The sequence below is a fragment of the Pragia fontium genome, assembly GCF_900638655.1.
GTDB lineage: Bacteria > Pseudomonadota > Gammaproteobacteria > Enterobacterales > Enterobacteriaceae > Pragia > Pragia fontium.
The window spans coordinates 1543276-1567417 of the sequence record NZ_LR134531.1 but is presented as its reverse complement, the minus strand read 5'-3'; the positions used below and the strand labels follow the sequence as shown (position 1 = coordinate 1567417).

Below are 24142 nucleotides of genomic sequence, written 5' to 3'. Positions count from 1 at the left end.
TGAAGACATATTCAAACAGGAGTTATGATGCGAGTTTTACACGCATGTTCCGAACTATTTCCCTTATTGAAAACCGGAGGTTTGGCCGATGTGCTTGGCGCCCTCCCCAACGCGCAGATAGCCGCAGGTGCCGAAGTTCGGCTGCTGATGCCCGGCTTTCCAGCACTGTTGCAAGGAATTGGCAAAACCTCGATAGTCAGTGAGCAAAATACTTTTGCTGGCAAAATAACCCTACGCTACGGGGTTTATAATCACGTTGGCATCTATCTCATCGATGCCCCCGACCTTTACCAACGCCCAGGTAGCCCTTATCACGACGGCGATCAACTCGAATATGCCGATAACTATAAACGCTTTGCTCTGCTTGGTTGGGTCGCCTGTGAACTGGCCTGCGGTATCGATTTCTATTGGCAACCGGATGTGGTACATGCCCACGACTGGCACGCCGGACTCGCCGGTGCCTATCTTGCCGCCCGAGGTTACCCGGCTCGCTCGGTATTTACCGTGCATAATCTGGCCTATCAGGGCAATTTCTCTGCCCGTCATCTACATGAGCTTGAATTACCATCCCACTTTATGCAGCCGGAAGGGTTGGAGTTTTATGGCCAAATCTCCTATCTAAAAGCGGGTCTGTATTACGCTGATATGATTACCGCCGTTAGTCCTACCTACGCGCAAGAGATCACACGCCCGGAATTTGGCTTTGGTATGGAAAACCTGCTTAACCAGCGTAAACAACATGGCAAGCTGATGGGAATCCTCAATGGCGTTGACTACAACATCTGGAGCCCACAAAAAGACCAACTGCTACCCGCTGACTACAGCCCCAGAAAAATGGCCGGTAAAGCTGAATGCAAAGCCACACTGCAAACTCAGGCAGGCTTAACCATCACGTCAGAATTTCCCCTATTTGCCGTCATTAGTCGGCTCAGCGGTCAGAAAGGTCTGGACTTACTGCTGGCTGCGCTACCTAAACTACTGGAGTTTGGTGGTCAGTTGATGTTGCTGGGCAGCGGCGATGCTGATTTACAGAACGCTTATCAGAAGCTGGCTAAACAGTACCCGAAACAGGTTGCGGTTAAAATTGGCTATGACGAATCCTTCGCCCACCAAATTATTGCCGCCGCCGATGTCATTTTGGTCCCCAGCCGTTTCGAACCCTGCGGCCTGACGCAACTTTATGGTTTGAAATACGGCACCCTTCCTTTGGTGCGACACACCGGCGGATTAGCCGACACGGTTGTTGACTGCTCTCTGGAAAATCTGGCGGATAAAACCGCCACCGGTTTTGTCTTCCGCGACAGTCAAGTTGATGAATTACACGATGCCATCCGTCGGGTATTTGCCCTGTGGTCAGAACCGGTGAAGTGGCGCCGGGTGCAGCGTCAGGGCATGGAGAAAGACTTTAGCTGGCACATTGCCGCGCAACAATATTTAGCCATGTACCAACAATTAGGTTAATTTTTCTTATTGTGTTGAAACATTGAACAGTAACTTAACGATGAACTGACATGACCTGTTGTTATCGACAAGGATAAGGGCATCGGGAATCAAGCCTACCGCTGGAAAAAACAACGGTAGGCCTCCGAGGCAAATCATGGATTTACCCTTAACACTAACTACATTAAATATGGATAAAAAACATGTCTTCACAATTTAACTTTGAAACACCAGAAGAACGCATCAGAAATCTGAAAAATAGCATTCAGGAAAAATTGAAGTTTGTTATTGGTAAAGAACCTGCCCTAGCCACAGAACACGACTGGCTAAACGCCATCTCTTTTTCGGTACGCGACCTGATGGTTGAGCGCTGGCTACGTTCAACCCGCGCGCACTTTTCACAGTCAGGTCGTCGGGTGTCCTACTTATCCATGGAGTTTTTAATCGGCAGAACCCTCTCCAACTCTTTATTGAATTTGGGCATTTATGATGACTTAGCTCAGGCCCTCGATAGTATGGGGTTCAATCTGGAGCAATTAATCAATGAAGAAAACGACCCCGGTCTGGGTAACGGTGGTTTGGGGCGTTTAGCCGCCTGCTTCCTTGATTCTTTGGCTACGCTGGGTCTACCGGCACGCGGGTATGGTATCCGTTACGAATACGGCATGTTCAAACAAAATATCGTTAACGGACAACAGGCAGAATCACCGGATAACTGGCTGGAATACGGTAATGCCTGGGAATTTCCACGCCATGACATACGCTATCGGGTGTTCTTCGGTGGTCGAGTTCAGACTGAGGGAAAAATTTCCCACTGGGTTGAAACCGAGGAAATTCTGGCCTGTGCCTATGACCAAATCATTCCCGGTTATGATACCGACGCCACCAACACCTTACGCCTGTGGTCGGCACGGGCCAGTGACGAAATTAATCTGGGTAAGTTTAATCAGGGCGATTACTTTGCCGCAGTAAAAAATAAAAACAACTCTGAAAACGTTTCCCGCGTTCTCTATCCTAATGATTCAACTTCCTCAGGCCGCGAACTACGTCTGTGTCAGGAATACTTTCTGGTTTCCGCCACACTACAGGATATTCTACGCAGCCATTGGCTCCTGTATGAAACCTATGACAATTTGGCAGACAAAGTTGCCATTCATTTAAATGACACCCATCCGGTGTTGGCTATTCCTGAATTGATGCGTTTATTAATCGATCATCATAATTTTAACTGGGAAGATGCCTGGGAAATGACCATTCGTATCTTCTCTTATACCAACCATACATTGATGAGCGAAGCGCTGGAAACCTGGCCGGTGGATATGATGGGTAAAATCCTGCCGCGCCATTTACAGATTATTTTCGAAATTAATGATTACTTCCTGCGGGTCGTGCAGGAAAACTATCCTGGCGATCCGGAGCTCCTTAGCCGTGTTTCACTGATCGATGAAAGTAACGGTCGTCGGGTACGAATGGCTTGGTTAGCGGTGGTTGGCAGTCATAAAGTGAATGGCGTGTCAGCGCTACATTCTGAATTAATGGTTCAATCGCTATTTGCCGATTTTGCCAAAGTCTTCCCTCATCACTTCTGTAATAAAACTAACGGCGTTACACCCAGACGCTGGTTGGGGCTGGCTAATCGCCCCTTATCAGCCCTACTGGATGAGTCCATTGATAAAACCTGGCGCACCGACTTAAGTAAGCTCTCTTATTTGAATGAGATGGTGGATTACCCTGCGTTTATCGATCAAATCAAACGAGTCAAACTACAGAATAAAAAAGAGCTGGCTACCTATGTAGCCGAAAACCTCAACGTGATTCTTAATCCGAATGCCTTGTTTGATGTTCAGGTTAAACGGATTCATGAATATAAACGTCAACTGCTTAATCTGCTACAGGTCATCGCCCGCTATAATCGTATTCTGCAAGCACCAGATGAAGACTGGGTACCACGGGCAGTGATTTTTGCCGGTAAAGCCGCCTCTTCTTACGTGAATGCCAAGCTGATTATTCAACTAATTAATGACGTTGCCAAAGTCATTAACAACGATGAAAGGATCAAAAACAAACTTAAAGTGGTGTTTATCCCTAACTACAGCGTTAGCTTGGCACAGTTGATTATTCCGGCTGCCGATCTGTCCGAACAAATTTCGCTGGCGGGTACCGAGGCATCAGGCACCAGCAACATGAAGTTTGCCATGAACGGCGCACTGACGATTGGTACGCTAGACGGTGCCAATATCGAAATCAAAGAGCACGTTGGTGATGACAATATCTTTATTTTCGGCAATACCGCGGAACAGGTTGAAGCGCTACGAGCGAACGGCTATGACCCGCGTAAAATTTATGAAAAAGACGTCGAACTTAATCAAGTATTAAGTCAAATCGCCACCGGGGTGTTTAATCCTGAAGAACCACATCGCTACGGTGCGTTGTATGACTCATTGGTTAACTTTGGTGACTATTACCAACTGCTGGCGGACTATCGTTCTTATGTGAACACTCAGGATGAAGTAGATAAGCTTTACCGAAAACCTGACCTATGGGCACGTAAAGCAGCGCTCAACATCGCCAATATGGGCTATTTCTCCTCTGACCGCACTATTTTAGAGTATGCAGAAGAGATTTGGGAAATTGAACCAACCAGACTGTAGTCGGTTGATTATTGAATACCCCAACGCTTAACGTCCCCTGCTCAAACCAGCAGGGGACGTCATTATAGGTAGATTCATGGACAAGCTTCCTCCCAGCCCGATAGTGAGTGATATTCCAGCAACTAACCGAAAGCTCGATCTTGCCGGTATTGCCACCAGCTATATTAACGCCAAAGGGCAACATGAAGTTATCCATCCCGATATTCGGGAACGGCTATTTTCTGCCATGGCGGCATCAGAGACGCAGGTTGATCACAGCGTGATTAGTCCGGTTAAGGTTTTTTGCTATGGTAGTGAATATCAACTGATCCTCAATCAGCCCGGTGAATATCAATGGCATCTGCAATTAGAGGATTTATCACTCGTCGCGCTACCTTATGAACAGCCCTATCACGGTGAAACTCAGAGTACCGATATCGCCATCACCCTGCCATCATCTCTACCGCTGGGCTACCATCAATTAATCCTCAATTCCCCCACAGGTAACTGGCAGTGCAAAGTGATTATTACACCTGAGCGCTGCTTTGAACCCTCTTCCCTACTCAACGGCGAGCGGTTATGGGGAAGCTGTATTCAACTGTATAGCCTGCGTTCAGAAACTAACTGGGGAATTGGTGATTTTAGCGATTTAAAACACGCTCTACGGGAAATAGCCCAACGCGGTGGGGCTTTTATCGGTCTGAACCCAATCCATGCGTTATATCCGGCTAACCCACAAAGCGCCAGTCCTTATAGCCCTTCCTCCCGCAATTGGCTGAACATTATCTATATTGATGTGATGGCGGTGCCCGAGTTTCAGCAAAATGAAGCGGCACAGCATTGGTTGCATAACGAGCCCATCCAGCAACGCCTGCGGGAAGCACGCGAAACCGTATTGGTTGACTATCCTCAGGTAATGGCGTTAAAGCTGGAAGGATTAGACCTTGCCTACCAACAGTTTAAACTGTTAGATGAACGCCATGAACGGGTACAGGCCTTCGCCTATTTTCAGCAGAATTGCGCTCAAGCGCTACAACAACAGGCCGAGTTCGATGCCCTACATGGCTGGCTAACGGCAGAGAATAAGCAGATGTGGGGCTGGCCGGCTTGGCCTGTGGAGTATCATGACGCCGCTAATCCAGCTGTGCGGCAGTTTGTTCAGCGACATCCGGATGAGGTTCGCTTTTACGCTTGGCTCCAGTGGTTGGCACATACTCAGCTAGGAGAATGCTTTGCGCTGAGTCAACGTCAAGGAATGGCCATTGGCCTTTACCGAGATTTAGCGGTCGGAGTAGCCGAAGGCGGTTCCGATACCTGGTGTGATAAAACCCTTTATCGTATGAAAGCCAGCATCGGTGCACCACCGGACCCGTTGGGGCCTTTAGGGCAAAATTGGGGATTACCACCAATGGACCCTTTGATTCTCCAACAACGAGCCTACCAGCCCTTTATCGATCTGCTGCGGGATAATATGACTCATTGCGGTGCGCTGCGCATCGATCATGTGATGTCTCTGCTACGCTTATGGTGGATACCTTATGGTGAAACCGCAGATATGGGCGGTTATGTGACTTATCCGGTTGATGACCTATTGGCTATTTTAGCCTTGGAGAGTCAGCGGCAAAAATGTATGGTGATTGGTGAAGACTTAGGCATCGTGCCACCGGAGATCGTCCATAAGCTGCAACAGTACGGTGTATACTCTTATAAAGTCCTCTATTTTGAACAGGCCGGCATTAACCACTTTAAGCTACCGCAAGACTATCCAGCTCAATCGATGGCCACCATTACCACTCACGACCTGCCAACCCTGCGTAGCTATTGGCACGCTGGCGATTTGGAACTGGGAGAATCTCTTGGCTTATACCCGGATAAAGCCACTTATAACGCCTTAAGGCTAAGCCGGGAAGAAAATAAACGGGCGCTGATAGCAACACTAATAGAATGCGGTTTATTGACAGAAAAACCCCAAGATATGTCAATGATGACCGCTGAGTTAAGCTATGCGATTCATCAGTTTATCGCTTTATCCGCCAGTCTGTTGGTGGGGTTACAACCGGAGGATTGGCTAGGTATCGTGATGCCAGTTAATGTTCCGGGCACCACCGATCAATATCCAAACTGGCGCAGGAAGCTTTCTTGTGAACTGCAAGAGATGTTTGAACATCCGGAAGTTAATGAATTACTGAAAGCCGTTCATTCAGGCCGGGAGATCGCTTAAACCCATAGTGACCTAACACCAATAATATGGAGAGATCTAACATGAATATCACCATTGAAACCCGCGAAACCATTACTGTGTATGGCATAAGGCATTGTGGCCCCTATCCACAAATTCACAGAGCCTTTCAGGCAATATGGGATTGGGCTCAGGCTGAAGGAATTACCACCCATATTAAATACGGGGTTGCCATTTTTCTTGATAACCCCAAAACCAAAGCACCAGAACAATGCCGCTCCGATGCCTGCATGCAGCTTGACCAACCGTTACAAGATGAGCAGTTGTCTGAAATTGTCCGTCCGGTAGAGATTACCGGTGGCTGCTATGCCAAGTATCACCATACTGGCTCTTATGCCGCACTGGAAACGGTCTATGACCAATTTTATAATCAGTGGCTGCCCCAAAGTAATTATAAAAAAACAGACCAACCCTCATTTGAGGTGTATTTGAATAACCCGATGAACACACCAGAAGACCAATTGCTCACCGATATCTACTTTCCAATTACCGAAAAATAATTCCGCCTTTTATCCCTGACTATTGTTAGATTGCCAACGCGCATCCCGCTATCAGCCGGATGCGCGTTTGATTTTGCTATTCACTACGGCCTATCGCATTTTCCGCAACCACGGATAAGTATCGTGGCAAAGTGCCGCTATAATTCCCACTAAACCGCAATCATCAATAAAAGCTTAAAATGGAATAGAGCATAATGAAAAAGCCCAAAACCGAACAGGATTATCAAAAACGTATCCGTCATGCCTATGCATTTATTGCCCGTAATCTGGATAATCCGTTAGATATTGGTTTTCTGGCCAAAGAGTCTGCTTTTTCACTCTACCATTTTCACCGTATTTATACGGCGCTCACTGGAGAAACCGTCGCCGACACCCACCGTCGCTTACGGTTAGACCGCGCGGCGGCTCATATTGCACGAGGTTCACTGCCGATTACCCATATCGCTATGGAGGCAGGATATGAAACCCCGCAGTCATTTTCCAAAGCCTTCAAAACCCAGTTTTCCCTGTCACCGGCACAGTATCGCAAGGCCGGTAACAACGCGGACGACTCTCGCCCTAATTTTATCTATCCACCAATACATACGGAGATTATTAACGTGAACATCACCATTGAAACTCGTCAGGAAGAAACGGTTTATGGCATCCGACATAACGGCCCCTACATGGAAATTTATCAGGCCTTTAACCAGCTTTGGGACTGGACTATCGCCAGCGGGCTAGCCCCTCAAGTACGTTATGGACTGGGTATCTATTATGATGACCCTTTAGGTACCGCGCCGGAAAAATGCCGCTCCGACGCTTGTATCCAGTTCAACCAACCGCTAGAAAGCGAACCATCGGACAAACAGATTCAACCGATAAAGCTGGCTGCCGGTCGCTATGCCAAATATCGTCATATTGGCCCCTACTCCACGCTACATCAGGCCTACCAAACTTTTTATGGCCAATGGCTACCAACCAGCGGCTACGAGTGTGCCGACCACCCCGCGTTTGAAATCTATATGAATAACCCTCACGACACGCCAGAGGCCGAGCTGATAACCGATATCTATTTGCCGATTAAAGGGTAAATGAAATATTAGTAAAAATGACGCCATTGGACATAATAAAAATCAGTTAAAAAAGTGCCATAAGTGAATTTTATCTTTTGTCTTTTTTATTGAGCGCTGGAATTCAGCCGACAACTGAATGAGGGAGCACGTCCAGCAAGGATGCGGGACGAGGGGCTGCTTCGTCTGGAACGAATCAGCCCCGGTGCGTTAACCCAAATGAGGGCGGAGGGAAGTCGCACAGCGACCTGAATTCGGGGGCGAAGGCGCGGAGTGCAGAGGCGCTCGCCTTAGCGCCTTTGCTCGGCCACGTGCTCCTATTTTTATTTATTCTCTGTACTAATAGTGGACGAAACTTTCGCTATTATAAAACTTAACTAACAAGAATGGCGCCATTCGGCGCCATAAGACAACCGCAATAAATTACTCTTTTACGCTCTGAAACTCTTTTTCAGCTTCATTAAAACGGTTCAACATATTCTCTGACGGGCCTTTACCTATCTTGCTAAAAACAACAATCGCAATGGCGGCGAAAATAAAGCCAGGGATAATCTCATACAGATTAAACCAACCATATTGTTTCCAGATAAGCACTGTTGCTGCACCGACAACCATCCCTGCCAACGCTCCATTACGGGACATACCAGACCACATCACCGACAATAGAATAACCGGACCAAAAGCAGCCCCAAAACCGGCCCAAGCATAAGCTACCAGACCCAATACGCGGTTTTCAGGATTAGACGCCAACACAATGGCAATTACCGCCACTAACAGCACCATCAATCGACCAACCCATACCAACTCACGCTGGCTGGCATTCTTACGCAGGAATGCTTTGTAAAAGTCTTCGGTTAAAGCACTTGAACAAACCAATAACTGACAACTTAGGGTACTCATTACCGCAGCCAGAATAGCCGACAGTAAAATACCGGCAATCCATGGATTAAACAGAATTTTCGCCAGTTCGATAAACACCCGCTCACCGTTTTGGCTAACGTTACCGGCTAACGATGGATTATTAGAGAAGAATGCAATGCCGAAGAAACCCACCGCCACTGCACCAGCCAAACAGAAAATCATCCAGGTCATACTAATGCGACGCGCATTATGAATCACATGGTGAGAGTCTGCCGCCATAAAACGTGCCAGAATATGTGGCTGACCAAAGTAGCCCAAGCCCCAACCCATTAACGAAATGATCGCCACAAAGTTTAAGCCTTTAAACATATCCAGATATTCCGGATTCTTCGCCGCAATCACCAGCATTGAGCTATCAATACCACCAACGGCAATGATCACCATCACCGGCGTTAAAATCAGGGCAAAAATCATCAGGGAAGCCTGAACCGTATCCGTCCAGCTTACCGCCAGGAAACCACCGATAAAGGTATAGGCAATAGTTGCCGCAGCGCCAACCCACAGGGCGGTGCTGTAATCCATACCAAAGGTACTTTCAAACAAACGCGCACCGGCTACTACGCCAGACGCACAATAAATGGTGAAGAAAATAAGGATAACGACGGCAGAGAAAATACGCAGAACGCGGCTTTTATCTTCAAAACGGGTGGTAAAATAATCCGGTAACGTTAAAGCATTATGGTTAACTTCGGTATGTACTCGCAGACGACCGGCAACAATACGCCAGTTTAAATAAGCCCCGATGGTTAAACCGATGGCAATCCAGCTTTCCGAAATGCCCGACAGGAATATTGCGCCGGGTAGCCCCATCAGCAGCCAACCGCTCATATCCGATGCGCCAGCTGATAATGCGGTAACAAAACTGCCTAAACGACGGCCACCTAAAATATAATCGCCAAAATTGTTGGTTGCCCGATAAGCAGCCAATCCAATCACGATCATTCCCACTATATAGACCACAAAGGTCACTAACATCGGTATGCTTGCGTTCATGCAGCTCTCCACATTCACGTATTTTCTATTATTAAGTTAACGTTTTTATATCGCTGCTACGGGTAGCACTTCTGTAAATTTGGGTTAACTCAGTATTACTTCATCCATTGAAGATGGATCACTTCATCCTTGCTTCAGGTGCTACCTTTCTACTGGTCGGTCCCATTCATCCTAGACAACAAAACAAAAAACCAACAACATATTTAACAAACTAATTACAAAAATATTACACTGGATCACAATTTTGGCATTATTATCCCGAGACCAAAAAATTACTGCCTAAGACTACGCTGAACAAAAGCTTGGAATTATCCATATCTTATCAATAGATTACAAGTTTACGATAGATGTTCCAAAAAAAGCCTTTTCTATAGAATTATTCACCGATATGGATCAAGATCACATAACAGGTGCAACCATATTAAAACAAAGTTGCAACATTAAGGTGTTACCGCCTATTCTCAATGGGCAATATGCATTGATATCAGCATAACCATTTATTGGATTTTCAATTTTTCTCTGTCTCTCTTTTGCCCGCCTTACCATGAATCGATAGCAAAGAGAGTGAACCACAAATAATAACCACCTGTTTAATACAACAGGCGTAGAGGAAGCAGAATGGGAATGACCACGATGGGCGTGAAGCTGGATGAAGCAACGCGCGATAGAATAAAAAAAGCGGCCCAATCATTGGATCGCACTCCCCACTGGCTAATTAAACAATCTATTTTCAACTATTTGGAACAGTTGGAAAATGGCAATATTCCTCTTGAACTTTCAGCCAACGAGAGAGGCAATCCACAGGATAATGACGCCTCACTGGAGGTTATGCCTGAACAGGCGTACCAACCATTCCTCGAGTTTGCCGAAAATGTGCAACCACAATCGGTTAACCGGGCGGCGATTACCGCCGCCTATCGTCCGCCTGAAACAGAAGTGATCCCTCGCCTGCTGGAACAGGCTCGCCTGACACCGGAGCAAAGTGAATCCGCACATCAATTGGCTTATAAGCTGGCAGAAAAATTGCGGAATCAGAAAACGGGCATCGGTCGAGCCGGTATGGTTCAGGGGCTCTTACAGGAATTCTCCCTGTCCTCCTCTGAAGGCGTCGCGTTAATGTGCTTAGCTGAGGCCTTATTGCGTATTCCTGATAAAGCCACCCGCGATGCGTTAATTCGAGACAAAATTAGCAGCGGCAATTGGAACGCCCATCTCGGTCAAAGCCCTTCGATGTTTGTTAATGCCGCGACTTGGGGTCTGTTACTCACCGGTAAGCTGGTCTCTACCCATAATGAATCTCAGCTATCATCCTCCCTTAACCGAATCATTGGTAAAAGTGGCGAACCCCTGATTCGTAAAGGGGTTGATATGGCCATGCGTCTGATGGGCGAACAGTTTGTTACCGGCGAAACCATTTCTGAAGCACTGGCTAATGCCCATAAGCAAGAAGATAAAGGCTTCCGCTACTCTTACGATATGTTGGGAGAGGCGGCATTAACCGAAGACGACGCTCAACGTTATCTGTTCTCCTATCAGCAAGCCATCCACGCAATTGGTAAAGCCGCCAACGGGCGCGGTATTTATGAAGGTCCCGGTATCTCCATCAAGCTATCAGCGCTACACCCGCGCTATAGCCGAGCACAATATGACCGGGTCATGAATGAGCTGTATCCTCGCCTGTTAGAACTAACCCTACTGGCTCGCCAATACGATATTGGTTTGAATATTGATGCGGAAGAAGCCGACCGTTTAGAAATATCGTTAGATCTGCTGGAAAAACTCTGCTTTGAACCCAAACTGGCTAACTGGAACGGTATTGGCTTTGTGGTTCAGGCCTATCAGAAACGCTGCCCATACGTGATTGACTATTTGATCGATCTGGCTCACCGCAGCCAGCACCGCTTGATGATCCGTCTGGTTAAAGGCGCTTACTGGGATAGCGAAATCAAACGCGCTCAGGTTGATGGGCTGGAAGGTTATCCGGTCTATACCCGTAAAGTTTACACCGATGTTTCCTATCTGGCTTGCGCCCGTAAATTACTGGCGGTGCCGGAAGCTATCTATCCACAGTTCGCCACCCATAATGCCCATACTCTGGCCGCTATCTATTATCTGGCGGGTCAGAACTACTACCCAGGGCAGTATGAATTCCAGTGCCTGCACGGTATGGGTGAACCACTGTATTACCACGTAGTGGGAAAACACACAGATGGTAAGCTACAGCGTCCTTGCCGTATCTACGCACCAGTAGGCACCCATGAAACCTTACTGGCCTATCTGGTTCGTCGCTTACTGGAAAATGGCGCAAACACCTCATTCGTTAACCGCATCGCTGACAGTACCATCTCTCTGGAAGAACTGGTGGCCGATCCGGTCAAAGTGATTGAATCTCAATCCCTGTCTGAAGGAGGAATGGGCAAGCCGCACTCGAAAATTCCATTACCGAGAAACCTGTACGGCAGCGTACGCCTCAATGCTAACGGCCTCGATCTCTCTAATGAACATCGGCTGGCCTCACTCTCTTCGGCGCTGCTGTCGGGGGTATCCAACGTTTGTATGGCTCAACCGTTAATTGACGGTGAACTCTCCGCTGACGTTAGCCCGATTAAGGTCTATAACCCTGCCGATCGTCGTGACTGCGTTGGTGAGGTTAGAGAAGCAACCGAGCAAGAAACAGAACAAGCGATAAATAGCGCGGTCAATTTTGCCCCTATCTGGTTTGCTACTCCACCGGAACAACGCGCAGAATTGCTTAACCGCACCGCTTCACTGATGGAAAACCAGCTACAGCCATTAATTGGCCTACTGGTGAGAGAAGCCGGTAAAACCTTCAGTAATGCGATATCGGAAGTTCGGGAAGCCATCGACTTCTTACGCTATTACGCTGAACTGGTACAGCATGACTTCAGTAATGATACTCACCGCCCATTAGGCCCGGTGGTCTGTATCAGTCCATGGAACTTCCCGCTGGCAATATTTACCGGTCAGGTCGCCGCAGCCCTCGCTGCCGGTAATACCGTATTGGCTAAACCCGCGGAGCAAACACCGTTGATTGCGATTCAGGCTATTCAACTGATGCATCAGGCTGGAATCCCACTTGGCGCTGTGCAACTGCTGCCAGGTAAAGGCGAAACCATCGGAGCCAAACTGGTCAATGACAGTCGTATCCGCGGCGTGATGTTCACCGGTTCCACTGAAGTTGCGATGACGTTACAACGTAACATAGCCGGACGATTAGACGCTTTTGGTCATACCACACCGTTGATTGCAGAAACTGGCGGACTAAACGCCATGATTGTCGACTCCTCGGCCTTAACCGAACAAGTGGTGACCGATGTGGTTGCCTCTGCCTTCGACAGCGCAGGCCAACGCTGTTCCGCCCTGCGTATGCTGTGTCTACAGGAAGATATCGCCGATCGTACTATCACCATGTTGAAAGGCGCTATGAGTGAATGTCGCATGGCTAATCCAGACTGTCTGTCTACCGATATTGGGCCAGTTATCGATGAACAGGCCAAAACCAATATTGAAAAACATATAGAAACCATGCGCGCTAAAGGACGCCCGGTTTATCAGGCTGCTTTTGGCAACGATGCCGATCAGACGCTCTGGTCAAAAGGAACTTTTGTTAAACCAACCTTAATTGAGCTAAAAAGTTTCGATGAACTAACCAAAGAAGTATTCGGCCCGGTGCTACACGTTATTCGCTATCGTCGGGAAAACCTTGGTCAACTTGTTGAACAAATTAATGCCGCCGGTTATGGCTTAACCATGGGTATCCATACGCGCATTGACGAAACCATCACGCAAATTACCGAGCGTGCAGCGGTGGGTAACCTCTACGTAAACCGCAACGTTGTCGGTGCGATCGTCGGCGTGCAACCGTTTGGTGGTGAAGGTCTGTCCGGCACAGGACCTAAAGCCGGTGGTCCGCTGTATCTCTATCGCCTGCTATCACAGCGCCCGGAAGATGCCCTGTCCACCGCTTTATTACGCAGTGATAAGCTGCGGCAAGTCGATAGCCAGACTAAAGAAATATTGCTTCAACCACTACAGCAATTTAAACAATGGGCGCAGTCACAGGGCAAAAACCAGTTGGCCGCACTCTGTGACAACTATGCTGACTATTCACAGGCTGGAACCGTTCGTCTGCTAAACGGCCCAACCGGTGAACGCAACAGCTACGCCCTGCTACCACGCCATCGGGTACTTTGTCTGAATAACAACGATATCGATGCGCTGAACCAATTGGCGGCCGTTCTGGCCAGCGGTTGTAAAGCCCTATTAGTGGACAACGCTTTAGGACAGGAACTGTGCCAATCGCTTCCGGATGAAGTTCGTCAACAAATTGGCTTGGTTGCCGACTGGAGCAAAACCGATGTCTTGTTTGACGCAGTGATTTATCATGGCGACAGCGATAAATTACAACAGGTTAGCAAGCAGATTGCCCAGCGTAACGGTCCAATCGTGTCTGTACAAGGTTTTGCCAGCGGTGACACCAACATTCTGCTGGAGAGATTGTTACTGGAACGGGCATTAAGTATCAATACTGCCGCCGCAGGAGGAAACGCCAGCTTGATGACAATTGGCTAACGTATCCGAAGTGGGATAAATATCACTGACAGCATTATTCCACTGTTCAATAAAAAATGGCCGCAGAATTCTGTCGGCCATTTTATTTTTATCACACTCAAACACAAATTAAGCAAATGTCTTCAATTCCTGATTCGCTTTGACCAGCCATTCTTTATGCAGTTTACGGTAGTGTGGCTTCGCCCGACGCGCCATAACGGTAATCGTCTCTAGCTGATGTTTTGCCCCAATCAGCTCACCTTTTTCACGCAGCATCAGGTAATAGCGAAAGCGCGCTTCCGGACCGGTATAGTACTCAACCAACACCCGAAACTCTTCGTCGGCTTTATGCAGATCACCCAATTCCTGTAGCGTTCGGGCATACAGTAAATGACCGTCCTGAGACTGATAATCAGGATTCATCTGAATCAAGGTTTCCAGGGTTTTCTTGCAGGAAACGACATCATGGCTATCAAATTGAGCCTTAGCCAGCTTAACCATAATATCGGGATCGTGGGTAAAAATACCGGTTAAGGCTTTCTGATAATGAACCACCGCCTCTTCCATCTGGCCGATTCGCGCTAACTCATCGGCCAAACGCACATGGTTTTGGCTGGTTTCGGAGATCACCAATTCATCACGCAGCATGCGTACATGACGTTCAGGATCCATCTTGTCATGAGCTTGGCGAATCAGGCGTTTACCATCACGGCTACCCAATAAATCCGGCACTAAAATGGCTAATGCATAAACTGCACAACCGATACCCGGTAAACCAATAATCAGATAGAGCCAATAGCGCTCCTGACCGGTTTTCACCACGTGCACGCCGCACATAATTTGAATAAGAACAACTAAGATAACCGGCACGTTTAGCACTCCTTGCTAAAAAATAGAATAAATATCAACACGGCTATACTAGTGGCGAGATAACACTCTTACAACGATTTAAGCGTATAAAGATGGCAATAAAAAAAATATGAAATTATTTAATGTTCTCTCCTCATTCTTCAGAATTTAATCGCCCATCTTCCATCGGTAACCGATTTACAAACTATCCGCTGACATCACTGCCTAAATGCTATAAAACTGTGGCATAATGTGCCTAATATCACATTTTCAACCTATGAGTATGCGCCTTGTTAATCAGCAATAATATTACTATGCAGTTTGGCTCCAAGCCGCTGTTTGAGAACATCTCTGTCAAATTTGGCGGTGGAAACCGCTACGGTTTAATCGGTGCCAACGGTAGCGGTAAATCAACCTTTATGAAAATCCTCGGCGGCGATCTTGCGCCGAGTGGCGGTAACGTATTCCTCGATCCTAACGAACGTCTGGGTAAACTAAAGCAGGATCAGTTTGCCTATGAAGAGTTCAGCGTACTGGATACCGTAATTATGGGTCACGGTGAGCTGTGGGAAGTCAAAGAAGAACGCGACCGCATCTATAACCTGCCGGAAATGAGCGAAGAAGATGGGCTAAAAGTGGCCGATCTTGAAGTGCTGTACGGCGAAATGGACGGTTACACTGCGGAGTCCCGCGCGGGCGAACTGCTGCTGGGCGTCGGTATCCCGGTCGAACAGCACTATGGCCCAATGAGCGAAGTTGCACCCGGCTGGAAACTTCGGGTATTGCTGGCTCAGGCACTGTTTGCCGATCCAGATATTCTGCTGCTGGACGAACCAACCAACAACCTGGATATCGATACTATCCGTTGGTTGGAACAAACCCTGAACGATCGTAACAGTACCATGATCATCATTTCCCATGACCGTCACTTCCTGAATATGGTCTGTACCCATATGGCCGATCTGGATTACGGTGAGCTACGGGTTTATCCGGGTAACTATGATGATTATATGACTGCCTCGACTCAGGCTCGCGAGCGTCTATTATCGGACAATGCCAAGAAAAAAGCGCAGATCAACGAACTGCAATCTTTCGTTAGCCGCTTTAGCGCCAATGCCTCTAAATCTCGTCAGGCAACATCTCGCGCCCGTCAGATTGATAAAATCCAACTGGAAGAAGTGAAAGCCTCCAGCCGTCAGAATCCATTTATCCGTTTTGAACAAGATAAGAAACTGTTCCGTAATGCACTGGAAGTGGAAAACCTGTCCAAAGGTTATGATGGCAATCCACCGCTGTTTAAAAACCTGAATCTAATGCTGGAAGTCGGCGAAAAAGTGGCGGTTCTGGGTACAAACGGCGTGGGTAAAACTACCCTGCTGAAAACCCTGATCGAAGAATTAACCCCGGATGCTGGTCGTCTGAAGTGGTCTGAAAATGCCAGCATTGGCTATTATGCTCAGGATCATGCCACCGATTTTGAAGTGGATATGACCGTATTTGACTGGATGAGCCTATGGATGCAGCCAAACGATGACGAACAGTCTGTACGCAGCGTGCTGGGTCGACTGCTGTTCTCTCAGGATGACATCAAGAAATCCATTAAAGTGCTGTCCGGTGGTGAAAAAGGACGCATGCTGTTCGGCAAACTGATGATGACCCGCCCAAATATTCTGATTATGGATGAACCAACCAACCACTTGGATATGGAATCTATCGAATCACTGAATATGGCGCTGGAACTCTATCAGGGCACCTTGATTTTCGTTTCCCATGACCGAGAGTTCGTTAACTCATTGGCAACACGCATCATCGAAATTACGCCAGAGAAAGTCACAGACTTCAGCGGCAACTATGATGATTACCTGCGCAGTCAGGGTATCGCTAACTAAAGCTTATCTAGAGATGGCAACAAGCCCGCTATATATTTTAGCGGGCTTTTTATTACCCGTCGCCCGTCCTTCATGTACAACACCTTTCAGAATCAAACCAAATAGCAAAAAAAAGCCTTCCATCAAGGAAGGCTTTTTAATTTAAAAATCGTTAGCTACCGCTTATTCGCCGCCAGAACCTGAACGACGTGCGCCAGAGAACGATGCACGTTTCTGCTGCGCTGGCTTATCTGAGCGCGGCTTCTGGCTACGAGGCTTACTATCAGCACGGCCTTCAGCCGCCTGACCATTTCTGTTACCCCATGGGCCGCCATCTTTATGACCATTCCCCTGAGAGGAAGAACGTCCGCGACCTGAATTTTGACGAGGTCCTTGTCCCTGACCTCTTCCCTGACGCCCATTGATAATCGGCTCAGCTTTGATAGTTGGATCAGGATCGTAACCTTCAAAAGCGATACGTGGAATCTCTAACTTCAACAGGCGCTCAATATCACGCAATAGCTTATGCTCATCGACACAAACCAGAGAAACCGCTTCACCGGTACATTCAGCACGGCCAGTACGACCGATACGGTGAACGTAATCTTCCGGTACGTTTGGTAGCTCATAGTTCACCACGTGCGGCAGATGGTCGATATCCAAACCGCGAGCGGCGATATCTGTTGCTACCAGAACGCGGATTTTACCATTCTTAAACTCATCCAGCGCTCGGGTACGGGCACCCTGACTTTTATTACCGTGGATAGCCGAAGCAGTAATACCATCTTTATTAAGCTGCTCCGCCAAATGGTTAGCGCCGTGCTTGGTGCGGGTAAAGACCAACACCTGTTGCCACTGGCCCTGACCAATCATCTGAGATAGCAGTTCACGCTTGCGTTTTTTATCAACCAAGTGGACTTTCTGATCTACCAGTTCTGATGGGGTATTACGCTTGGCGACTTCGACTGAAGCCGGATTATGCAGCAGCTTCGATGCCAAGCCTTTAATTTCATCAGAGAACGTCGCTGAGAACAGCAAGTTCTGACGCTTCACCGGCAGTTTAGCCAGAACCCGACGGATATCATGGATAAAGCCCATATCCAACATGCGATCCGCTTCATCCAGGACTAAAATTTCAACCTTAGAAAGGTCTACCGCATTCTGATGTTCCAGATCCAGTAAACGACCAGGAGTCGCTACCAGTACATCAACACCACCACGCAGTTTCATCATCTGTGGATTAATGCTAACGCCGCCAAACACCACCAGCGAACGAATATTTAAATGACGGCTATATTCCTGCACATTCTCACCAACCTGCGCAGCCAGCTCACGGGTCGGCGTCAGAATCAAGGCACGTACTGGACGACGGCCGCGAGGCGAGTCATTGTTTGCCGTTAACAGCTGTAATAGTGGCAGCGTGAAACCGGCGGTTTTACCCGTCCCGGTTTGAGCACAGGCCATTAAATCACGGCCGGATAACACCACCGGAATAGCCTGTTGCTGAATAGGGGTTGGCTCACGGTAGCCTTGTTCTTCAACCGCGCGCAAAATTTCGGCATTTAAGCCGAGAGAATCAAAAGACATAAAAGGAAAAACTCCAGACTCGCCCGGCAAATTATCCTAAGCAGGAATAACTATTTGCTACGGTCCTGACGAGATTATTAATACGAGGTATGACATTGTGACATGACCGCGAGGAATATGGCGTAGACCGAAAGTACGCCGATTAGAGTAAGTATAGCAGAACTTCCCAGACTTAGTGCAACAATTCAAAATATAACGCTAACCATGCCAGTTGCCAACCTTAACAAACTTAAATGCTATCCGTTACATTGTATATTTTTTGTTACAGGTAATTGAATAAAATACCAAGCCACTCTGTTCATTAATAGATCAGATAAACCTTCTAATACGAAGAGTTAGCACAAATTAACGCCTATCATAGATTTTGTTTATAGCATCAATCAGATAATAGACATGCTACAAATATGTAACTAGTTTATAATTTCTTTTCTGGATGAGTCATTATACCGTCCAGTCGTCAGATACCTCTGACACAATAAGGATCATGCTTCCCCATCTGTTAGATATCACCACACGTCTCTGCGTGTGCGACGTCAACAATAATAAGGATACCCACTATGAGTTACAAAACCGTAAACCCCTACACCGGTGAAACCCTTAAAACTTTCCCTGATGCAACCGATGCTGAAGTGGCCGGCGCCATTGATAAAGCACACAATGCTTTTCTGAGTTGGAAAGAAAAACCAATTGCCGAGCGTCTTGCTCTGCTACAGCGCGTTGCCGATGGCCTGCGCAAGGAAAAGAAAGAGATTGCCAAATTACTGACCATTGAAATGGGCAAACTCTACAGCGAAGCTCAGGGAGAAGTAGAGCTATCCGCTCAAATATTTGAATACTATGTTAAAAATGCGGAAGAACTGCTGAAGCCAGAGAAGCTGCCAGTAGCCGATCCGGCGGAAGGTCAGGCAATTCTGGTCTGCGATCCGCTGGGTGTCTTATTGGCGATTGAGCCATGGAACTTCCCTTATTACCAAATTGCACGCATCCTGGCACCTCAATTGGCGGTAGGTAATACCCTGCTGCTGAAACATGCGTCCAACGTACCACAAAGCGCCGCGGCATTTGAGCGCGTTGTTCTTGAAGCAGGCTTGCCGGAAGGCTTACTGCAAAACCTGTATGCCACCCGCAATCAGGTAGAAACCATTATCAACGATCCTCGTGTACACGGTGTGGCATTAACCGGCTCTGAAGGCGCGGGTTCAGTTATCGCCTCTCAGGCTGGTAAAGCTCTGAAAAAATGTACTATGGAATTAGGTGGCGCTGATGCCTTTGTGGTTTTAGCCGATGCGCCATTGAAAGAAACCGTACGCTGGGCGGTATTTGGCCGTCACTGGAATGGTGGTCAAGTCTGCGTATCATCTAAGCGTATGATTATCGATGCAAAAATCTATGATGACTTCCTTAGCCAATATCAGGAAGGCGTTGCTGCATTAAAAGCAGGCGACCCGTTTGATGAAACAACCACGCTGGCACCACTCTCTTCCCAGCAAGCTGCGGATGAAGTGAAGGATAAAGTTCGTCAGGCGGTGGCTCACGGTGCGACAGCAATCGAAGTTGGCCCTAAAGTTCCTTCTCAAGGTGCTTTTGTACAGCCAACTATCCTCACCAATGTGACACCTGATAACCCAGCCTATTACTGGGAATTCTTTGGTCCAGTTTCTATGTTGTTTAAAGCCAAAGACGAAGATGATGCAGTACGTATCGCCAACGATACGCCTTTTGGACTAGGTGGTTCAGTCTTTACCGCTCGTCCGGAACACGGTGCTGAAGTTGCTAAGCGCATTTCTACCGGTATGATCTTCGTTAACCACCCAACCATGGTAAAAGCTGACTTACCATTCGGTGGCGTGCGTCGTTCAGGCTTTGGCCGTGAACTGATTGGTTTAGGACTTAAAGAGTTTGCTAACCATAAACTGATCGATATCGTTGATATTAATGCACCGTTCTGATTTTTATCGTTGATCGTAAAAGGCCCTCATTGAGGGCCTTTTTTATGTCCGGAAACCACAGAAGAAATGATATGGTAGGCGTTAAATAAACAAAGGGCGCGAATATATCGCGCCCTTTTACATTCAATCAGATGCCGATATTAGCGACGATCGCCTAAAATACGCAGCAGCATTAAGAACAGGTTGATGAAGTCTAAATACAGGGTTAACGCGCCCATAATAGAAGACTTGCGATAACCTTCGCGGTCATCAAGAGACACCTGCTCACCAATTTGCTTCAGCTTTTGGGTGTCATAAGCGGTTAAGCCCACAAACACAATCACACCGATATAGGTGATCGCCCAAGTTAGCGCCGGGCTCTTCAGGAAGATATTCACCAGAGAAGCCAGAAGAATACCGATCAGGCCCATAATCATCATGCTGCCCAAACCGCTTAAATCACGCTTGGTGGTATAACCATACAGGCTCATGGCACCGAAAGTTCCTGCCGTAACAAAGAACGTGCTGGCAATAGAACTGCTGGTATAAGCCACAAAGATGCTGGACATGGTCAAGCCAGTCAGCACGGAGTAAAGCATAAACAACGTTGTGGCTAAGGAACCACTAATGCGGTTCAGCATGCCGGATAGGAAAAACACCACACCAAGCTGTACGATAATCAGCCCGAAAAAGGTAATGTTGCTGGAGAAAATGAAGCTCTGCAACGCTGTTCCGGTAACAAACCAGGCAGTAAATGCGGTCAATAACAGACCACAGGTCATCCATCCGTAGACCTGAGCCATAAACGCCTGAAGACCGGTATTGGCGTGTTCTACGATAGTACCGTTGTGACGTGGATCCATTAAATTTGTCCTTCTATCTTAAGAGTCAAACATAGTGTTATAAAAACGAACGAACTTAGATTAAGGTTACCACATATTATGACATCTGATGGTAAAAATAATTTCGTCATGTCTGGTAAAGAAACGTGACAAATCGCGCGATAACCATCTCACTTCTGGTTAAAGAATTATCTGACCCAGCGACAGGTTAACTGTGCAATTCTCTGACCAAATAAACGTGCCGTTTCTAACTCACCCGGCAGCGGTGCTTCCTCAACTGAGGCATCTGCCGGTGATACGGTCATCAAACCAGAAACACCGGCAATATAGTTAACATCATTGCGGGTTGCCGCTTTGGTATTGGAAGGCAGCATTCCCATTCCTACCCAAATGCCGCCGTGTTGCTGGGACAAATGAAACATATAATCCAAGGTGCTGAGCTTATCGCCGTTCATACTGGCCGAGTTGGTAAACCCAGCAAACAACTTATCCTTCCACTGCTGAGCCACCCAAGGAGCCGATGACCCATCAGCGAATTTCTTAAACTGCCACGATGGACCGCTCATATAGGTAGGACTACCAAAAATAATTCCATCTGCAACGGCTAACGCATCCCATGCCTGCTCGGGTAAATTACCTTCCGCATCAATAGGCACCATATCAACCAGTGTATCACTGACTTCCATCAATCCTTTCGCTACCGCCTCTGCGACTTTTGCCGTATGTCCATATCCGCTGTGATATACAATTGCAACGCGTGTCATTAAAGCCTCTGTGAAACTGAAAAAAAGAAAGCCCGCAAAACAGGCTCTGGAACTGGGGGATTATATCATTTCTTGAGTAACTGTTGGAAAATGACGTGATTTTATACTGGAATGATTAACCTATAACTTAATGGATTAGCTTAAGTTTCATGATAAAAAATAGGTTAAGGAGCGGTAAAGGCTACCGCTCTTTATAACAAAATAACCTTTACCAGCGCTCTGCCGCCTGCTTATCACTCTCCCGAGAATCCACCCAGCGGTCCCCTTCCTGAGTCGCTTCGCGTTTCCAGAATGGGGCTTTGGTTTTCAGGTAATCCATAATAAATTCAGCCGCTTCAAAGGCTGAACTACGATGGGCGCTGGTCACACCGACAAACACGATTTCATCACCGGGGAACAGTTCACCGATGCGGTGAATAACGTTCACCCGCTGTAAAGGCCAGCGTTGGCGAGCGGCGATAATAATCTCGGCCAAAGACTTCTCGGTCATGCCTGGATAGTGTTCCAGCGTCAAAGCGCTTACGCTATCCCCCAGATTATGATTGCGCACCTTGCCGGTAAAGGTCACTACCGCACCATCATCATCACATTGGGACAGCCATTGATATTCATCACCGACATTAAACGCCGCCGGACTGACAGTTATACGCGTATTCTTATCTTCAGACATCTTAACCCCCTGTGACCGGTGGGAAAAATGCCACTTCATCACCATCTGCGATCGGGTGCTCGGCAGTCACCAGCGTCTGGTTTACCGCCATCAGCAACTTGCCCGGCTCCAGTGCCAAAGGCCATTTGTTACCGCGGCTACACAATGCCTGACGTAATGCCTCTACCGTCGGATACTCTGCCGGTAACGCCAGTTGGTCGGTACCCACCAGTTCTCTGACCTGAGCAAAAAAGATCACCTTAATCATTATGCCTCCGCCTGAAAATCACCGGATTTACCGCCGCTCTTGGTTAATAGTCTCACCGGGCCGATCACCATATCCTTCTGCACCGCTTTACACATATCATAAATGGTCAGCGCCGCCACGGATGCGGCAGTCAGCGCTTCCATCTCTACGCCGGTTTTACCGGTTAATCGACAGCAGGACTCAATGCGCACTCGATTATTCTCTGGCTGCGCCTCAAGAGAAACTTCGACCTTGCTTAACAGTAGCGGATGACAGAGAGGGATCAGTTCCCAAGTACGTTTTGCCGCCTGAATACCGGCAATGCGCGCGGTAGCAAACACATCACCTTTATGATGGCTACCCTGCATAATCATAGCTAGCGTTTGCTCACTCATTTCAACGTAGGCTTCGGCACGCGCTTCGCGCACGGTTTCGCTTTTAGCAGAAACATCGACCATGTGTGCTTCACCGGAAGCATTAATATGGGTTAACTGTGACATGGTTAAATCTATCTCTATTTTTTGCTCAAATGAGGAAGAAAGTTACACGGACGATGACGGGCATCCAGTTGCTCAACGATAATGCGTTCCCAAGCCATTTTGCAGGCATTGGTTGAACCCGGCACGGCAAAAATAATGGTCTGGTTAGCTATACCGGCAAGAGCACGAGACTGAATGGTCGAGGTGCCGATATCCTCATAAGACAACATGCGGAACAGCTCACCAAAGCCTTCTACCTGACGGTCAAATAACGGTTGTATCGCTTCCGGTGTATTATCACGGGCAGTAAAACCGGTACCGCCGGTAATCACTATCGCCTGCACCGATGGATCGGCAATCCAGCCCGACACCACCGCTCGAATTTGATAAATATTGTCTTTAATAATGCGTTTATCGACGACCTGATGGCCAACCGCTGCCGCCGCTTCAACCAGATAATGACCTGAGGTATCTTCCGCTTCACCGCGAGAATCAGAAACGGTTAATACCGCAAGAGAAACGGGAATAAATTCACTGGCTGCATGTCCCATGCTTAGCTCCTTAACATCATGATGTACGGCG

At 47.6% G+C, this 24142-nt stretch carries 17 protein-coding genes; 8 read left to right on the top strand and 9 right to left on the bottom strand.

The features are described from left to right. Positions 1-27 precede the first annotated feature (27 nt). The 5 genes from glgA (at position 28) to EL341_RS06840 (ending at position 7882) form a co-directional block, all read left to right on the top strand. Positions 28-1461, top strand: a complete 1434-nt coding sequence (gene glgA / locus EL341_RS06860; RefSeq protein ID WP_074821117.1) for a glycogen synthase GlgA — start codon at positions 28-30, stop codon at positions 1459-1461. A gap of 182 nt (positions 1462-1643) precedes the next feature. Continuing rightward, positions 1644-4091 (top strand): glycogen phosphorylase, encoded by a 2448-nt coding sequence (gene glgP / locus EL341_RS06855; RefSeq protein WP_047780714.1) that lies wholly within the window; start codon positions 1644-1646, stop codon positions 4089-4091. Between the two features lie 76 nt (positions 4092-4167). After that, entirely contained in the window at positions 4168-6291 is a 2124-nt protein-coding gene (gene malQ / locus EL341_RS06850) for a 4-alpha-glucanotransferase (protein ID WP_126467421.1), read from the top strand. A 41-nt stretch (positions 6292-6332) separates the two neighbouring features. Beyond that, positions 6333-6809 carry an AraC family transcriptional regulator gene (locus tag EL341_RS06845; RefSeq protein ID WP_074821109.1) on the top strand — a complete coding sequence of 159 codons (477 nt, stop codon included), beginning with the start codon at positions 6333-6335 and terminating at the stop codon, positions 6807-6809. Positions 6810-7003: 194 nt separating this feature from the next. Further along, the gene (locus EL341_RS06840) at positions 7004-7882 is read left to right on the top strand and encodes an AraC family transcriptional regulator (protein WP_047780711.1); all 879 of its coding nucleotides are present in this window, start codon (positions 7004-7006) and stop codon (positions 7880-7882) included. Between the two features lie 402 nt (positions 7883-8284). On the opposite strand, the gene putP is transcribed toward EL341_RS06840, so the two are convergent. After that, positions 8285-9775 (bottom strand): sodium/proline symporter PutP, encoded by a 1491-nt coding sequence (gene putP / locus EL341_RS06835; protein ID WP_074821105.1) that lies wholly within the window; start codon positions 9773-9775, stop codon positions 8285-8287. 618 nt (positions 9776-10393) lie between these two features. Between putP and putA the strand changes: the two genes are divergently transcribed. Continuing rightward, positions 10394-14368 (top strand): trifunctional transcriptional regulator/proline dehydrogenase/L-glutamate gamma-semialdehyde dehydrogenase, encoded by a 3975-nt coding sequence (gene putA / locus EL341_RS06830; protein ID WP_074821101.1) that lies wholly within the window; start codon positions 10394-10396, stop codon positions 14366-14368. Between the two features lie 108 nt (positions 14369-14476). Here the strand turns inward: putA and EL341_RS06825 are convergent, their stop codons facing one another. Then, the gene (locus EL341_RS06825) at positions 14477-15217 is read right to left on the bottom strand and encodes a hypothetical protein (protein WP_197723519.1); all 741 of its coding nucleotides are present in this window, start codon (positions 15215-15217) and stop codon (positions 14477-14479) included. A gap of 269 nt (positions 15218-15486) precedes the next feature. Here EL341_RS06825 and EL341_RS06820 point away from each other — a divergent pair, with 269 nt between their 5' ends. Further along, positions 15487-17085, top strand: a complete 1599-nt coding sequence (locus tag EL341_RS06820; protein WP_126467419.1) for an ABC-F family ATPase — start codon at positions 15487-15489, stop codon at positions 17083-17085. Between the two features lie 162 nt (positions 17086-17247). Here the strand turns inward: EL341_RS06820 and rhlE are convergent, their stop codons facing one another. Continuing rightward, positions 17248-18651, bottom strand: coding sequence for an ATP-dependent RNA helicase RhlE (gene rhlE / locus EL341_RS06815; RefSeq protein ID WP_047780707.1), 1404 nt, complete (start codon positions 18649-18651; stop codon positions 17248-17250). A gap of 557 nt (positions 18652-19208) precedes the next feature. On the opposite strand from rhlE, the gene EL341_RS06810 reads away from it, so the two are divergent. Beyond that, positions 19209-20600: an NAD-dependent succinate-semialdehyde dehydrogenase gene (locus EL341_RS06810; protein WP_126467417.1), complete on the top strand. Its 1392-nt coding sequence runs from the start codon at positions 19209-19211 to the stop codon at positions 20598-20600. 140 nt (positions 20601-20740) lie between these two features. Here EL341_RS06810 and EL341_RS06805 read toward each other — a convergent pair whose 3' ends face one another. The 6 genes from EL341_RS06805 to moaB all read right to left on the bottom strand — a co-directional run bounded on the left by EL341_RS06805 (position 20741) and on the right by moaB (position 24111). Beyond that, positions 20741-21442: a Bax inhibitor-1/YccA family protein gene (locus EL341_RS06805; RefSeq protein WP_074821097.1), complete on the bottom strand. Its 702-nt coding sequence runs from the start codon at positions 21440-21442 to the stop codon at positions 20741-20743. Between the two features lie 167 nt (positions 21443-21609). Next, the gene (locus EL341_RS06800) at positions 21610-22185 is read right to left on the bottom strand and encodes a flavodoxin family protein (RefSeq protein WP_074821095.1); all 576 of its coding nucleotides are present in this window, start codon (positions 22183-22185) and stop codon (positions 21610-21612) included. A gap of 208 nt (positions 22186-22393) precedes the next feature. Beyond that, positions 22394-22855: a molybdopterin synthase catalytic subunit MoaE gene (moaE, locus tag EL341_RS06795; protein WP_047780703.1), complete on the bottom strand. Its 462-nt coding sequence runs from the start codon at positions 22853-22855 to the stop codon at positions 22394-22396. Between the two features lies 1 nt (position 22856). Then, positions 22857-23102 (bottom strand): molybdopterin synthase sulfur carrier subunit, encoded by a 246-nt coding sequence (gene moaD / locus EL341_RS06790; protein WP_047780702.1) that lies wholly within the window; start codon positions 23100-23102, stop codon positions 22857-22859. Next, the gene (gene moaC, locus EL341_RS06785; RefSeq protein ID WP_047780701.1) at positions 23102-23581 is read right to left on the bottom strand and encodes a cyclic pyranopterin monophosphate synthase MoaC; all 480 of its coding nucleotides are present in this window, start codon (positions 23579-23581) and stop codon (positions 23102-23104) included. Before moaC ends, moaD begins: the two co-directional genes overlap by 1 nt. A gap of 14 nt (positions 23582-23595) precedes the next feature. Beyond that, positions 23596-24111 (bottom strand): molybdenum cofactor biosynthesis protein B, encoded by a 516-nt coding sequence (gene moaB / locus EL341_RS06780; RefSeq protein ID WP_047780700.1) that lies wholly within the window; start codon positions 24109-24111, stop codon positions 23596-23598. Positions 24112-24142: the final 31 nt, after the last annotated feature.

What these genes read in the sequence shown, in the direction of transcription:
- putP (WP_074821105.1), bottom strand. Translation starts at nt 9,775, where the DNA reads ATGAACGCAAGCATACCGATGTTAGTGACCTTTGTGGTCTATATAGTG.
- rhlE (WP_047780707.1), bottom strand. Translation starts at nt 18,651, where the DNA reads ATGTCTTTTGATTCTCTCGGCTTAAATGCCGAAATTTTGCGCGCGGTT.
- moaD (WP_047780702.1), bottom strand. Translation starts at nt 23,102, where the DNA reads ATGATTAAGGTGATCTTTTTTGCTCAGGTCAGAGAACTGGTGGGTACC.
- moaB (WP_047780700.1), bottom strand. Translation starts at nt 24,111, where the DNA reads ATGGGACATGCAGCCAGTGAATTTATTCCCGTTTCTCTTGCGGTATTA.
- glgP (WP_047780714.1), top strand. Translation starts at nt 1,644, where the DNA reads ATGTCTTCACAATTTAACTTTGAAACACCAGAAGAACGCATCAGAAAT.
- putA (WP_074821101.1), top strand. Translation starts at nt 10,394, where the DNA reads ATGGGAATGACCACGATGGGCGTGAAGCTGGATGAAGCAACGCGCGAT.
- EL341_RS06805 (WP_074821097.1), bottom strand. Translation starts at nt 21,442, where the DNA reads ATGGATCCACGTCACAACGGTACTATCGTAGAACACGCCAATACCGGT.
- moaC (WP_047780701.1), bottom strand. Translation starts at nt 23,581, where the DNA reads ATGTCACAGTTAACCCATATTAATGCTTCCGGTGAAGCACACATGGTC.
- glgA (WP_074821117.1), top strand. Translation starts at nt 28, where the DNA reads ATGCGAGTTTTACACGCATGTTCCGAACTATTTCCCTTATTGAAAACC.
- moaE (WP_047780703.1), bottom strand. Translation starts at nt 22,855, where the DNA reads ATGTCTGAAGATAAGAATACGCGTATAACTGTCAGTCCGGCGGCGTTT.
- EL341_RS06800 (WP_074821095.1), bottom strand. Translation starts at nt 22,185, where the DNA reads ATGACACGCGTTGCAATTGTATATCACAGCGGATATGGACATACGGCA.
- malQ (WP_126467421.1), top strand. Translation starts at nt 4,168, where the DNA reads ATGGACAAGCTTCCTCCCAGCCCGATAGTGAGTGATATTCCAGCAACT.
- EL341_RS06840 (WP_047780711.1), top strand. Translation starts at nt 7,004, where the DNA reads ATGAAAAAGCCCAAAACCGAACAGGATTATCAAAAACGTATCCGTCAT.
- EL341_RS06810 (WP_126467417.1), top strand. Translation starts at nt 19,209, where the DNA reads ATGAGTTACAAAACCGTAAACCCCTACACCGGTGAAACCCTTAAAACT.
- EL341_RS06845 (WP_074821109.1), top strand. Translation starts at nt 6,333, where the DNA reads ATGAATATCACCATTGAAACCCGCGAAACCATTACTGTGTATGGCATA.